The sequence below is a fragment of the Streptomyces sp. NPDC096339 genome (genome assembly GCF_044762985.1).
Classification (GTDB): domain Bacteria; phylum Actinomycetota; class Actinomycetes; order Streptomycetales; family Streptomycetaceae; genus Streptomyces.
This window is the reverse complement of sequence record NZ_JBIWFI010000019.1, coordinates 113,654-127,351: the sequence shown is the minus strand read 5'-3', so window position 1 is coordinate 127,351 and position 13,698 is coordinate 113,654. Positions and strand designations below refer to the sequence as shown.

The following is a 13,698-nucleotide window of genomic DNA, read 5'->3' as shown; positions in this document are numbered from 1 at the left end:
AGAGTTCGGGGTATTGGGCGTGTTCGGAGTGTTGGGAGTGTTGTTACCGCCACCCGGAGAGTTCGGGGTATTGGGCGTGTTCGGAGTATTGGGAGTGTTGTTACCGCCACCCGGAGAGTTCGGGGTATTGGGCGTGTTCGGAGTATTGGGAGTGCGGCACAGTCGCCCCTTCTTCCCGCATGTATGCGGTGTCTGCACCGATGTATGAGTCGACTGGGGAGCGGGAGCGGCCAGCGCGGTGGCCGGGATGGCCATACCGCCCGCCAGGGCTACGGAGGCAGCGGCCAGGATCGCCTTGCGGGAAATCTTGAACATCGGTCTTCTCCATTCCGAATTGCGGGACATCTTCACGAGTCCGTCCCGCGGGGGGGGGTTCTGTTCGAGAGCCACGCTTTGGCGTTGGCCTGCTTCAAATACACCCGATCGGAGAGCCGGGGTCACGCCACAGCATTACGTGTCTTGACGCCGGGAACCGATGTTGATAAAGCGAACCCGCCCGGATTTGCGCGGTCTGTCAAGTCCCGGGATCTGGTGACATGCCGGCACCGGCGTGCGGAGGGCCTACTGATCTCCCCCTCGCCCGTTCCTTCCGGAGGAGATCCCCCATGGACCGCACCTCTCGCGCACGGAGATTCGCGCTGGCAGCCGCATCGATGGCGTTCGTCGCGGGCGGCGCGCTGCTTCCCACGAGCGCGTTCGCCGCCCCGCGCATGCCGGGCTGCGTGTTCTCCGGTCCCGACAAGCCGGCTCCGACTCCTGAACCGGCCCCGGGCCCGGTGCCCGTCCTGCCTGCCGGCCGGGCGGACCGGGACCGCCTGCCGGCCCCCGCGCCCGCTCCGGCTCCGGCTCCGGCTCCGGCTCCGACGGCCAGTGGGAGCGCGTGTCGCGTCTGAGCGTCTTCGGGAACGCCGCCGGAGCCCCTACGGCTGGGGCTCGAAGTCCCAGTACGGGCGGACTCGTTGCTTCGCGGAGATCGTGTGGACGTGCTGGGCGCCCAGGGTGCGGGTCAGCGCCTTGATGCCCGCGTCCTCGTGCTTGCCCGCCTCCTCGTCCTCCCGTACCGACCGCAGGTCAGCCGCCAGGGCGATCTGCGCGCTCAGCGTCATCGGGTGGTCCGGGCCGAGGACCTCCTCCGCGCCCCGCAGGGTCTCCCGGCTCAGGGACAGCGCGTCCTCCCGGTGCCCGGTGATGTTGCGGTGCCCGGTGGCGTTGAGCGCGCAGCCCAGCGTCCACGGGTGGCGGTCGCCGAGCGCGCCCCTCATGCCGACCAGCGCCTGCTCGGCGAGGGAGAGGGCCTCCGCCCGTTCGCCCTGGGCGCGCAGGATCAGGCCCAGGTTGCCGACGGTGCCGATGCTGTACGGGTGGGCGAGGCCGAGTTGCGACTGGTAGCCGCGGACCACGTCCTCGGAGATCCGGCGGGCCTCGCCGATGTCCCCGTACTCCCGCAGGTACGTCGCGTAGTCGGAGGCCACCATCAGCGTCCACGGGTAGTCGACGCCGAATACGCGCGTGGCCCGCTCCCACACGATCCGCAGCCGCTGGCCCGCGCCGGCGATGTCCCCGGAGCGGCGCAGGCACAGGCCGAGGTTGTGCTCGGCCCGCAGGGTCTGCGGATGGTCGAGGCCGAGTACCTGGGTGTTGACCTTGAGGCCCTGTTCCTGGCGGGTCTGCGCCTCCCGGTAGCGGCCCATCAGCCGCAACCCCATCGCGCAGGCGATGCCCGAGGACAGGGTGGAGATGTGGTGGGCCTTCAGGACGCGTTCACGGCGGCGCAGGGTGTCCAGGTCGAGGTCGTAGGAGTCCTGGTAGCGGCCGAGGAGCCGGTAGGTGGCGGCGAGGTTGTTCTGGGCGGCCAGGGTGGTGGAGTCGTCCTCGCCGAGCAGTTCGCGGTAGGTGTTCAGGCAGTGCTCGAAGATCTCCCGGGCCGGCTCGAACTTGGCGATGCAGAGCAGGACCCCGCCGTACGAGCTGCTGGCGCGCAGGGTCTCCAGGTCGCGGTCGCCTCGCTCCTCGGTGAGTTCGGCGGAGCGGGCCCGGGTGAGGATCTCGGCGCGCCGGAACAGGCCGAGGTTCCGCAGGGCTCCGCCGTAGTGGTAGCTGAGCTCGCGGACCTTGGGGTGGTCCTCGCCCAGCATGGTCCGCCAGACCTGGTCGGTCTCCTCGGACAGTCTCAGGCAGGTGCGGTACTCCCCGGCGAGGATGAGGTAGCGCAGGCAGTGCAGCAGGAAGGTCTGGATGCGCGGGTTGGTGCTGGTGACGACGCCGGAGGGGCCCAGGTGCGGGATGAGTTCGGCGTACCGGGGCCAGAGCCGGGAGTCGGAGGGCCGGCCGGGGTCGGCCGCGGTGAGGACCTGGCGGACGGCGCGGGAGAGCGGTTCGGCCTCCTCGTCCGAGAGGTTCTCGCGGACGATGCCGTGGACCATGCGGTGCAGCTGTACGGTTTCCAGGCCGCCGCCGCCCTCGTCGACGGACAGGTCCGAGTACTCCAGGCGGACGACGGAGAACTGGACGAGCTTGTTGAGCGCGGCGTTCCACCGGATCTGGTCGTTGATCAGCCCCGCGAGCTGTTCGGGCACGTCGTCGGCGGGGAATTCGCGCAGCAGCCGCAGCGGCACCGGCCCGGGGGCGAAGAAGACGAACAGCCTCAGCAGGGCGAGGGCGTCGGGGAAGTTCTCCCGTACGTTGTTGAGCAGTATCGCCAGCGCGGTGGGGAAGGGCAGCGGATAGTCGTCGGAGACGGTGACGGCCTCGCGTGAGTCCAGCCGGCGCTGGAGCAGCGCCAGGTAGTCGCCGACGGTCAGCGGGGAGTCGGCGAGCCAGCCGGCGGTCTGGTCGAGGGCGAGGGGGTAGTCCTCCAGCGCTTCGGCGAGCTGGTCGGCCTCGTCGGTGGTGAGGCGGCGGGCCCGGCGGCGGATGAAGGTGACGGACTCGGGCCGGGCGTATAGCGGGACTTCGACGAGGCTGGTGTGCCGGGTGGCCCATTCGCGGTTGCGGGAGGTGATGATGACGTCGCCCGCGCCGGAGGGCAGCAGGTCGATGAGGTCGTCGGGGTTGTCGCAGCCGTCGAAGACCATCAGCCAGCGGCTGTACGGGGATCCGCGCCGCAGCGCCTCCAGTACGGCCCGGATCTGCTCGCCGTAGCTGCCCGCGCCGCGCGGCAGCCCGAGGGCGGGGGCCAGGTCGGCGAGGCGTTCGCGCAGGGTGGGCCGGTCTTCCGCGGGGACCCACCACACGACGTCGTACTCGGAGGCGAACCGGTAGGCGTACTCGGTGGCGACCTGGGTCTTGCCGACGCCGGAGAGCCCGAGGAGGGTGACGGTGGACGCGCCGGGCGGGGCCTCGGCGAGGGCTTCGCGCAGGGTGCCGATGACGTCGTTGCGGCCGGTGAAGCGGGGGTTGCGGCGCGGGACGCGGCCCCAGATCTCCGGCGGGTCGTTGGGGAAGCGGGGGCCGCGCCGGCCGGTCTCGGTGCCGATCCGTTCGGTGGGCAGTTCCAGGCGGCGCAGCACGCGGTACTCGGCCTCGTAGGCGTCCAGGCCCCACAGGTCGGTCTTCTCCAGCACGGCCACGGCGCTGGGCAGCGGCGCGTCGGTGAGGCAGACCGCCGCGAACCGGTCGGGGTGGTCGTCGGTGACCCTGCGCAGGGCGGTGTTCCACTCCTCGTCGGTGCGGGTGCCGGCGGAGAAGTACCGCTCGGACAGGACGAGGAGGACCCTGCTGCCGGAGCGGGCGAGGTCGTCGAGGGCCTGGTCGAGGCCGGTGCTGTTCTGCGGGTCCCAGCGCTGGAGGGACACGCGGTGGCCGTGCTCCTCCAGGCGGTGGGCGATCCACACGGCCCAGGGGCGGTTGAAGCCCGCGAAGCTGATGACGAAGCGCTGCGGGCCGGTGGCCGGGCCCTGCTCCTGCCGAGTACCGGTGGTCATACGGCCGTCTCCCTGGAATCCGGGCAGTGGCAGTGGACGGGGTTGAAACCTACCGCAGCGGACGGTCCGTCAACCTCGTACGAACGCCGCGAGTTCGGGGTGTTCCCGGCACCAGGCGCGGCGTTCGCGGTCGACGGCGCGGCGGGCAGCCGTGTGCTGGTCGCCGGGGGGCGGGAGTTCGTCCATGGCCCGTTCGGCGGCGGCCATCGCCTCCGTGAACTCCCTTCCGGCGGGGGTCAGTCGCTCGTGCGAGCACAGTACGGGCAGTACGGCGGCCACCTGCGCGCGGATCCGGGCGTGCTGGGCCCAGGCGCCGCGGGCCCCGTAGAGGGCGGCGTGCTGCCAGTACCCGGCGAGGGCGAGGTGCGCGTAGGTGCCGTGGAGGAGTCCCTCCAGCGGGCGGGGGTCGCTGCGCCAGGGCGCCCAGTGGCGGGGCGTGCGGTCGGCGGTGTGCAGGGTCAGGACGTCGGTGAGGGCGGTCAGTTTGCCGTGCTGCACCTCGTGGACGAGGGTGGCGGCCAGTGCGGGCGGGGCCTGGGCGCGGGCCAGGACGGAGCCCGCGGCGGCGGGGAGGGTGGCGCCGCTGGACCGGGAGCCGCCGCCCAGCGGTACGACGGAGCGCAGCAGTTGGACGGTCTCCTGGGCGCGGGTGGTGTCGTAGCGCTGGAGGAGGGTGAGTGCGCCGGTCCACTGGGTGTCCCAGCGCTTGTGGCCCCGGGGTGTGAGACGGCGGGCGGGCCGGACGGGTGCGGGGCGGGCGGGGCCGGGTGCCCGGTAGGGGTCGAGGTCGTCCAGGGCGGTGCGGCCGCCGGGGAGGGCGTGCAGGGGCAGGGTGGCGGGGTCCTCGGGGTCCCAGGAGCGCTCGGTGAGCGCGAGCGGGCCGGGGCGGTCCGGGCGCAGCAGCCCGAGGGTGGGCAGGACGAGCCGGCCGTGCAGGGGCCGCAGGGTGTGGGTGAAGACGATCCGGGCGCGCAGGGCGGCGGCGACGGCGAGGGCCCCGAGGTGGCCGAGGTCGGCCGGGGGCCCGGAGGGGGCGTGCAGGCGGCGCAGGGTCTCCTCGGCCCAGACCCCGGTGGCCGGGTAGTGCAGTACGTCGCGCACCGCGTCCGGGTCGCGGCGCTCGGCCTCCTCCAGCAGGGCCCAGTGGTCGGCGGCCGCCCCGGAGCGGCCGCCGGGGGCCGCGTCGAGGACCGCGCGCAGCAGGAGCAGCCGCTTGGAGCGCCGTACGTCGCGCACCAGCCGGGTGCCGTCGGCGCTGGGCTCGGTGGAGGCGAGGGCCCGCAGCGTGCGGGAGGGGACGTGGAAGGCGGCGGGAACGGCGCTCACGAGCCGGCCCTCGCCCCGGGGCTCCGCGCCTCGACCGCCGGCGGGGTCCAGGCAGCGGCTGGCGGGGAGGGGTCGATCGTGGTCGTTCGGCTCATCGCTGCACCTCCCCGCTGCGGACGGTCCATCCCTGCCCCCCGGCAGGTACCGGCTAACGGCGGAAAGTGGTCAACCCTCGGCGGGATCCCGCGCCTGGGGTCTGTCGTCGAACTCCCGTCGTCGGTCGCGGGGCACACGGGAATGCGACGACAGGCCCCAGGGCCTACGGCGGGGTCGGGTCGTCGAAGGCGTTCAGGATCTCCGCCGGGTGGGTCACGCGCTCGACCATGCCCTCGATCACGTGGGCGAGCACGGAGTCGTCGATCCCGCGCAGCGCGGCCAGGTCCAGCCCGGAGAGGTCCGGCAGCCTTCCGGAGCACTCGCGGCGCGCGACCGCTTCCTGATGCTGAGTCACCATGGGCTGCCCGTCCCCTTGTTCCTTCGGATTCCTGCGCCTTCGATGGTCCACTGCCCTTTCCCCTCCTCCGGCGTGCGGAAACTGCTCAGAGGTCCGCTTCGAGGGCGCGCGTGCGGGCGCGCAGGGACTCGCGCCGCTGCTCGTCGGCGTCCGGGCCGAGCCGCGTCCACAGGTCCAGTGCGGAGCGGTACGCGTCGAGGGCCGCCCGGGGGCGGGCCAACCGCTCCAGTACCTCGCCGCGCAGTTCCTGTACGCGGGCCGCCAGGCGGAGGGCGGCGCCCGCGCGTTCCTCGTGTTCCTCGTGTTCCTCTCGCTCCGACCGGTCGGCCCGGTCGGCCCGGTCGGCCTCCAGGGCCGCCCGCCAGGCCCGCCGGTAGGAGTCCGCCGCCCGGTCGAGGCGGTCCACGGCCCGGGTGTGGGCGTGGATCTCCTGCTGTACGTCGCCGTGGTCCCGCAGGGCCCGGGCCCGGTCGAGGGGGCCCCGGCTCTGCCGGGCGGCCAGTTCCAGCAGGTGTTCCGCCTCCAGCAGGTCGACCGCGTCGCCCTCGTACGCGTGGCGCAGCCGCAGTCCGGTGGCCAGGCGCCGCAGCCGGTGCGCGGCCCCGGGGTCGGACTGCGGGACCGCCGACCGGCTGTCGCGCAGTACGCGCACGGCCGCGCCGGTGAACCGCCGCCCGTCGGCGGCCCGCGCCCGTTCCAGGAGTACGTCGCCCCACTCGGGCAGCAGTTCCGCGAAGGCCTCCGCGTCGCGGGGGATCAGCCGCCGGGCCCGGCCGTAGGACTCGGCCGCGTCCTCCAGTGCCGCCGGGTCCGCGTCCCGTGCGTACCGAGCCCGGTGCAGCCGGGCCTGGCACACCAGGGCGGCCACCCGCAGCTCCGCATCCCCGCCGGCCTCCTCCAGCGCGGTCGCCAGCTGCCCGGCCGCCTCGCCCAGCCGCCAGGGCAGGTACCGCAGTGCCCCTGCCAGCTCGACCCGTACGCCCGCCACCCGCGCGGTGTCGGAGCCCGTGAGGAGGGCGGTCAGGGCCGTGGCCAGGCGGGCCGCGGCCTCCTCGGCCAGGGGCGTGCGGTCGGCCTGGGCCGGGGTGTGGGGCAGCAGTGCCAGCAGGACGCGGCCGAGGGCCAGTTGCAGCTCGGGGTGCGGGACGAAGACCGGGCTGGGGCCGGGGGTGGCGCCCGCCAGGGGTTCGAGGGCGGCGCGGGCCTCGCGCAGGGCCGCCGGGTCCTCGCGCAGGGTACTCAGCCGGATCAGGGTGTCGGCCCGCCGGACGGCGCAGTCCCGGCGTAGCCGCGGGTCCCCCGCCGCGGCGCCGGCCGCGGCGAACTCCCGGTCGGCGGCCTCCAGCAGCTCCCCGTCGGGTACGGCGGCCAGGGCCCTCTCGTACAGCACCCGGCCCCGGACGGCCCGCGCGAGCGGGGTCCGCAGGCCTGTCAGGGCCCGCTCGGCCTCGGTGAGCAGCTCCGGGTCCCGCTGGGCGGTCCACAGCCGCAGCAGCGCCCCGGCGAGCTCGGTCTCGGCCTCCTCGGGCGGGTCCCCGGGGCCGGGCGGGGCGGCGACCGCCCGCCGCAGCACGGCCACGGCCTCGTAGAGCACGCGCGGGTCCCCGTCCGCCTCCCCGTCGGCGAGCCGGGCGCGGGCGGCCCGTACGGCCCGTGCCCGTACCGGTGGCGGCAGCGGCTCCAGGACCGGCGGGCCCTCCCCCGGCTCGTCCCCCGGGATGCCGGGCAGGTAGCGCCGTACGACCTTCGCGGAGACCTCGGCGAAGGCCTGCGGGAGCCGCCCGGGCCGCTCCCCGGCGGCGCCGTCCGCCGGGGCTTCGGCGGCCGGCGGCGCCTGTGCCCCGGTGAGCTGGGAGACGGCGAGCGCGGGGAAGTTCCGTACGCCCCGCCCGAAGTGCGCGAGCACGTACTCCGAGCAGTGCTTGAGCACCAGCGCGGCCTCGTCCCGCCCCAGTGGGCCCAGCAGTACGTCCTGCACTCCCGGCACGTACTCGTACCACTGCCCGGCGGTCGGCCCGGTGCGCCGCAGCAGCCCGCTGAGCAGCACCTCCGCGAGGTCGGAGGGTTCCGAGTCGGGCAGCATCGTGCGCTGGACGAGCCGCATCACGGGCAGGGTGAGCGGGGCCGCCGAAAGGTACACGGCGAGTTGTACGGCCCGGGGCGCGGCCGAGGAGCGGAAGCGGGCCACCAGTTCGCGCGGCGGCCGGGCGGCCCTGGGCGGCGGCGGGGGCGCGCCGGGGTGGTCGGCCAGTACCCGGCCGACCTCGGCCGGTACCGGTCCGCTGCCCAGCCCGGCGACGAGGCGGGCCCACGCCCCGAGGGCGGTGGCGCTCGGCGGCAGCACGGGCACGGTCAGCCCTCCGGTGCGGCGTCCGGGCAGCGGCGGCCGGTCCGGACGGAACCGCAGTTTCCCGCCGCCTCCCTCGACCCGGGCGAGCGTGCCCCGCTCGGTCGGCAGCCAGCTGCGCCCCCAGAGCCGCTGCGGCAGCGGCTGTACGACCACGCACGGGGTGCATTCGGCCCACCGGTGCAGGAGTCGCTGCGCGGAGCCCTCGCGCCACATCGGTCCGGCGCAGTCGGAGACCACCATGGTCAGGGCCCGTCCGGTCGGGTCGCGCAACTGGTCCGCGGAGCGGGCTCCGGCTCCCGCGACGGGGCCGCGGCCGAGCACCACCGTGCCGTCGTCGAGCCGGTGCAGGTAGTGCACCTGGACGTCCCGGAAGGCGCCCAGCCGCTCGCAGACGGAGCGCAGTTCCTCGAACATTTCCTGCCAGACGGCCATCGACGGCGACGCGTCCATCACCAGCCGTACGGTCGCCTCGCGCCGGCTCTCCGGCCTGAGCACGGGGATGACCAGTCCGAGGGCGCGTGCGCTGGCTTCGGCGGTGGCGGGTTCGTCGAGCACCCTGCGGGTGGGCGGGGCGGGCGGCCGGTGGCGCTGGAGTGCGCGCAGGGCCCGCTGGATGTCGAGGATGCGGGGCAGCGCGGCCGCGCCCGGCACCCGTACGGGCACGGCGGACTGCCCGGGGAACTCCGTGCCCTGCGCTTCCGTTTCGGCGGGCGGACGGGATCCGGGGGCGTAGAGCCTGACCTGCTCCTCCGCTTCCGGCTCGGGCCGTTCGGGCTCCGTCGGGGGCGGCCTGACCGGTTCGGCTTCCCCCTCGGTCCCGGGAGCGGGCATCCGCCCGGGGGACGCCTCGGTCTGCCGGCCCGGCCGCCGGATCCGCCCGGCGAGCCACAGCGCGTCGGCGATCTCCTCGGGGGACGGGTCGAGCCCGGCCGCGCTCAGCAGCGCGGCCAGTTCGCGAATACCGGCGGCCGGCTCGGGGACGGCCGGCTCGGGGACGGCTGGATCAGGCTCGGGCACGGCCGGTCACCTCGGGCGGTCGAGGCGCTGGATGAGCAGGTCCGCGAGGTCCTCCCGGGTGGGCGGGGCGGCGTAGTGCGTGAGGTAGACGGCGTTGAGTAGTTGGTCCGCGGCGACCAGTTCCGACTGGGAGCGGCTGAGGAACTCCCTGATCAGGTCGGCCCCCGACCGGGCGGCCTCCTCGCCGAGGTGGGCGCGGACCATGGTGGCGAGCCGTTTCTCGCCGGGCTGGCCGAGCTTCAGCTGGATGCAGCGGCGCAGCAGGGCGGCCGGGAAGTCCCGCTCGCCGTTGCTGGTCAGGATGATGAAGGGGAAGGCCCGGCACCGCACGCGGCCGCCGCGGACGGTCACCTTCGCCCCGTCGTCGGTCAGGACCCGCACCTCGGGCTCGGTGTCGGCGACCCGTTCCAGCTCGGGGAGGGCGAACTCGCCTTCCTCCAACACGTTGAGCAGGTCGTTCGGCAGGTCGATGTCGCTCTTGTCGAGCTCGTCGATCAGCAGCACGCGGGGCCGCTCGGTGGGCAGCAGGGCCGTCCCCAGCGGGCCGAGCCGGATGTACTTCCCGATCCCGGGCACGCCGCCGGGGCCGCCGTCCCCACCGCCGCCCCGGGGGCCTCCGCTCGCCGCGATCTGTACGTCCTGGAGGCGTGCGAGGGCGTCGTAGCGGTACAGCCCGTCCTGGAGCACGGTCCGCGAGACCACCGGCCAGCGCAGCACCCGGCCGAGCTTCAGCTCGTGGGCCACGGCGTGCGCGAGCGTGGACTTGCCGGTGCCGGGGAAGCCCGTGACGAGCAGGGGCCGGCGCAGGTACAACGCGGCGTTGATGGCCTCCAGTTCCTCGGGCTCGGGCCGGTGCAGCTCGGCGGCCTGCCGGTGCGCCCCGAGCCGCCGCGCAATGGCCCCGTCGGCCGCCCGGGCCGCCGGGGGCGCCGCGCCGTCCGGTCCTTCCGGGCCCTCCGGTTCGCCGGCGGGGGCGCCGTCGAAGTCCCGCCACGGCGGCGGGTCGGGCAGTGCGTCGATGCCGTCGTGGGGTTCGCCGACACCGCGGTAGATGAGCCACTCGTCGTTCATCCTGATTCTCCTCGAGTGGAAGCCCTCGGCGTCAGCCGGGGAGGAAACGCACTGTGATGCACTGACCCTGGCTTGTGTTCGACTCGTGACCAGTCCTGGCGTCCGGTGCGTGGGGGATTCTGCGTCTGTGAAGCGGGCGTTCAAGTACCGCTTCCATCCGACTGATGCGCAGGCGGCCGAGCTGTCGCGGACGTTCGGGTGCGTACGAAAGGTCTACAACCCGGCCCTCGCAGCGAGATCCGAGGCATGGACGACCCGCAAGGAGCGGGTGGGCTACGGGCAGACGTCGGCGATGCTCACCTCCTGGAAGCGGACCGAGGAGCTGTCCTGTCTGGCTGAGGTGTCGTCGGTGCCACTGCAACAGGCACTGCGCCATGTGCAGGCAGCATTCGTGGGGTTCTGGGAGAAGCGGTCGCAGTACCCCCGCTTCAAGTCGAAGCGGAAGTCCGGCGCCTCGGCCGAGTACACACGCAGTGCGTTCCGCTATGCCGATGGCCGACTGACACTGGCGAAGATGGCGGAGCCACTTCACGTCGTCTGGTCGCGTCCGCTGCCCGAGGGCGTGGAGCCGAGCACGGTCACGGTCTCCCGTGACAGCGCGGGCCGCCGGTTCGCGTCCCTGCTGTGCACGGACATCCCCACCCCGACGCCGGTCACCACCGCGGCTGTCGGAATCGATGCCGGACTCACGTCCCTGGTCACCCTCTCCACCGGAGAGAAGGTCGCCAACCCGAAGCATGAACGAAGGGATCGAGCGCGGCTGGTACGTGCGCACCGAGCCTTGTCCCGGAAAGAGAAGAGCAGCAACAACCGGGCCAAGGCCCGCACCAAAGTGGCGAGGATCCACGCCCGGATCGCCGACCGCCGCAGAGACCACCTGCACCAGCTGACCACTCGACTCGTGCGCGCAAACCAAACGCTCGTGATCGAGGATCTCACGGTCCGCAACATGTTGAAGAACCAGAAACTCGCCCGTGCCACCACCGACGCGGCCTGGCGCGAGCTGCGCAGCATACTGAATTACAAGGCGGCCTGGTACGGACGGGATCTGATCACCGTGGACCGGTGGTTCCCCAGCTCCAAGCTCTGCTCGGCCTGCGGGGCAATCGCCGAAGCGATGCCCCTGAACGTACGTGAATGGACGTGCGGCAACTGCGGGACGACCCACAACCGGGACGAGAACGCGGCAATCAATCTTCTGGCCGCCGGGCCGGCGGTGTCCGCCTGTGGAACGGGCGCAAGACCTCAATGGGAGTCCTCCTCTCGATTGGGGCGGTTCGTGGTGAAGCAGGAAACCCCACCCGCGATGGTGGGAATCCCCTCCTCTCAGGGAGGGGAAGAAGTCAAGGACGCTCCCTCTTCGAATCCGCCGCGCCGTCACAGATCGCCTTGCAGAGGCTCGTCGTCCGGCAGCGGCCGCGCCGGGTCCTCCCACACCAGTCCCGATCCCGCGGCCCAGTAGGCGTCGGGATCCGCCTCGTACATCCGCCTGCGCAGGATTTGCAGGCGTCTTGGCAGCGCCTCGCCCCGCAGGGCGTCGCCCAGTTCCTCCCGCTGCCCGCGGTGGTACGGCGCGCACGGCGCCGCCGGGTCGGCGGGGGGCCGCCGGAGCATCACGACCCCGTAGCCGGCGTCCCGTACGGCGTGCAGCGAGCCGAGGGCGGGTTCCCGCTCGGGGGCCCGGCAGTGCACGGGCACGGTGTTGTCGGGGAGCGCGGCCAGCCACAGCGGCGACGGGCTGCGGGGGCGGCCGCGCACGCAGTCGGCCCGTTCGTCCAGGACCGGTCCCGCCTGCACCCTGACCCACCGGGCGGCGGCCGCGGGCACGGGTGCCCGGCTGCCGGCCGCCCACCGGAAGACGACCGGCCGCTGCACCCCCACGGGCAGGCCGCCCACCAGCCTCCAGTCGTCCACCGCGGCGCCGAACAGCTCGGGGTCGACGGCGACTTCGAGCATGGCGGCCGCCTCGTCCGTGTCCGCCCGCCGGAAGGCCTCGGCGAGCGGGGCCCGCAGCACCTCGGGCAGCTCGCGCATCACGGCCCGTACGCCCGAGTCCACCGGGGTCAGCCGTCCCGGGTGCGCGGGGCCGGCGAGCACCGAGACCCGCCAGTCGTAGACGTCGGTCTCCCAGGCGTGCGCCCACAGCTCCAACAGGGCCGAGGCCCCGGCGGGCAGGTCGTCCGGCCGACGGGCCTCGGGGCCGCGCACCACCCGCCCGGCCAACGCGTGCAGCCGCTCCGCTCGGTCCAGCAGGCCCCGTTCCCTGCGTTCGCCCAGTTCGCGGCGCTGGGGGCGCCACAGCCGCACGGCGGCGGCCCGGGTCCACTCCCACAGTGCCTCGTCCGCGCCGGAGGAAGCGGAGGAGGCGGCGGCGGAGGCGGGGGAGGAGGACGGCTCGCGGTGGTCGGCCACGCTCACGTCGGTGGCGTAGCGGAGCATCGCCTCGGCCTCGCCGCGCCCGCTCGGCGGGTCGTACAGCATGCCGATCCCGTCGCGCCAGCCGAGCGGGGCGGGCGGGTGCGGGTCCGGTTCCTCCCCGCGGGCCGCCTCGACGAGGGCGCGTACGGTCTCGGAGGAGCCCGGCGGGGGCAGTTCGGCGAGCAGCCCGAACAGCGTGGTGCGCTCGCCGGGGGCGAGCCGGCCGCGCCCGCCGTACGGGTCGCCGTCCGGCGCGGCGAGCTCGTCCTGCACGTCGGTCCAGGTCCGGCGGGTGTCGAGGTCGCTGAGGTGCTCGTCGTAGTGGTGGCGGTCGTGGGCCTGCATCACGCGGTGGTAGAGCCCGGTCTGTCCGTCCCCGCCCGCCGGCAGGGTCCTCAGCTGCACCACGGACACGGCGAGTCCGCCGCCACCGGTGTGCCGGCGGGCCTTGACCACGCCGACGACCTCGCCGCGGGCGAGGTCGACCACGGGCCCGCCGGACATTCCGGGCTCGATCTCGTCGTCGTCGCCGAGCCGGATCGCGGCGCCGTTGCCCGCGACGCCGAGGAGCCGGGTGGTGCGCCCGGTGATCTCGGGGGTGCCGAGGTCCTCGGTGCAGCCGAAGTAGGCGGCCTCGTCGAAGCGGGGCCTGGAGCGGTCGGTCAGCCAGACGCAGGCGTGGGAGACGGGCGAGAGCACCTTCACCAGGGCCAGGTCGGGCAGGTCCCACAGGGCGCCCCGGGCGGGACGCCGTTCCTCCAGCCGGTCGGGCAGTACGCGTTCCACGCGCCCGACGACGGTCCAGCCGGCGCCGCCGCCCCCGGAGGAGAAGGTGATGCCGACCTCGCGCCCGGTGATGCGCATGGTAGCCCCACCCCCTTCGCCGACCACGTGCGCGCACGTCAGGACCCAGCCGGGGGCGATGAAGAAGCCGCTCCCCCAGGTGGCCGCGGGCCCAGGGGTTCCATACCCGTCCGGCGGCGCGTGGACGCGTACGGTCGCGGCCAGAACCAGGGGCTCCAGGAGCTCGTAGGCGCGTCCGGACCCGCCCGTGCGCCCGTCCGTCATCCGCGCCCCCCGCTCGTATGAGGCGTCCAGGCTAGACCCGGGGCCGCGGCCGGCGGGAGGTCCCTGCCGAG

Annotated in this window: 8 protein-coding genes; 1 reads left to right on the top strand and 7 read right to left on the bottom strand. The window is 74.2% G+C overall.

Annotated features, from left to right (window positions below; translation table 11 throughout):
• The 6 genes from ACIQ5Y_RS23660 to ACIQ5Y_RS23635 form a co-directional block, all read right to left on the bottom strand.
• On the bottom strand, window positions 1-315 hold a 315-nt coding region (locus ACIQ5Y_RS23660), incomplete at its 3' end, for a hypothetical protein (RefSeq protein ID WP_403883736.1).
• A 605-nt stretch (window positions 316-920) separates the two neighbouring features.
• Window positions 921-3,923, bottom strand: a complete 3,003-nt coding sequence (gene fxsT, locus ACIQ5Y_RS23655) for an FxSxx-COOH system tetratricopeptide repeat protein (RefSeq protein WP_403883733.1) — start codon at window positions 3,921-3,923, stop codon at window positions 921-923.
• A 69-nt stretch (window positions 3,924-3,992) separates the two neighbouring features.
• A complete protein-coding gene (locus tag ACIQ5Y_RS23650) occupies window positions 3,993-5,249 on the bottom strand; it encodes an aKG-HExxH-type peptide beta-hydroxylase (protein ID WP_403883730.1) in 1,257 nt (418 codons plus the stop codon).
• A 259-nt stretch (window positions 5,250-5,508) separates the two neighbouring features.
• Entirely contained in the window at window positions 5,509-5,703 is a 195-nt protein-coding gene (fxsA, locus tag ACIQ5Y_RS23645) for an FxSxx-COOH cyclophane-containing RiPP peptide (protein ID WP_403883727.1), read from the bottom strand.
• An 85-nt stretch (window positions 5,704-5,788) separates the two neighbouring features.
• The gene (locus ACIQ5Y_RS23640; RefSeq protein WP_403883724.1) at window positions 5,789-9,070 is read right to left on the bottom strand and encodes an SAV_2336 N-terminal domain-related protein; all 3,282 of its coding nucleotides are present in this window, start codon (window positions 9,068-9,070) and stop codon (window positions 5,789-5,791) included.
• 6 nt (window positions 9,071-9,076) lie between these two features.
• The gene (locus ACIQ5Y_RS23635) at window positions 9,077-10,147 is read right to left on the bottom strand and encodes an AAA family ATPase (RefSeq protein ID WP_403883793.1); all 1,071 of its coding nucleotides are present in this window, start codon (window positions 10,145-10,147) and stop codon (window positions 9,077-9,079) included.
• 121 nt (window positions 10,148-10,268) lie between these two features.
• On the opposite strand from ACIQ5Y_RS23635, the gene ACIQ5Y_RS23630 reads away from it, so the two are divergent.
• Window positions 10,269-11,603: an RNA-guided endonuclease InsQ/TnpB family protein gene (locus ACIQ5Y_RS23630; protein WP_403883721.1), complete on the top strand. Its 1,335-nt coding sequence runs from the start codon at window positions 10,269-10,271 to the stop codon at window positions 11,601-11,603.
• Here the strand turns inward: ACIQ5Y_RS23630 and ACIQ5Y_RS23625 are convergent.
• Complete coding sequence (locus tag ACIQ5Y_RS23625; RefSeq protein WP_403883718.1) at window positions 11,519-13,627, bottom strand: trypsin-like peptidase domain-containing protein; 2,109 nt, start codon at window positions 13,625-13,627, stop codon at window positions 11,519-11,521. The genes ACIQ5Y_RS23630 and ACIQ5Y_RS23625 overlap by 85 nt on opposite strands.
• Window positions 13,628-13,698: the final 71 nt, after the last annotated feature.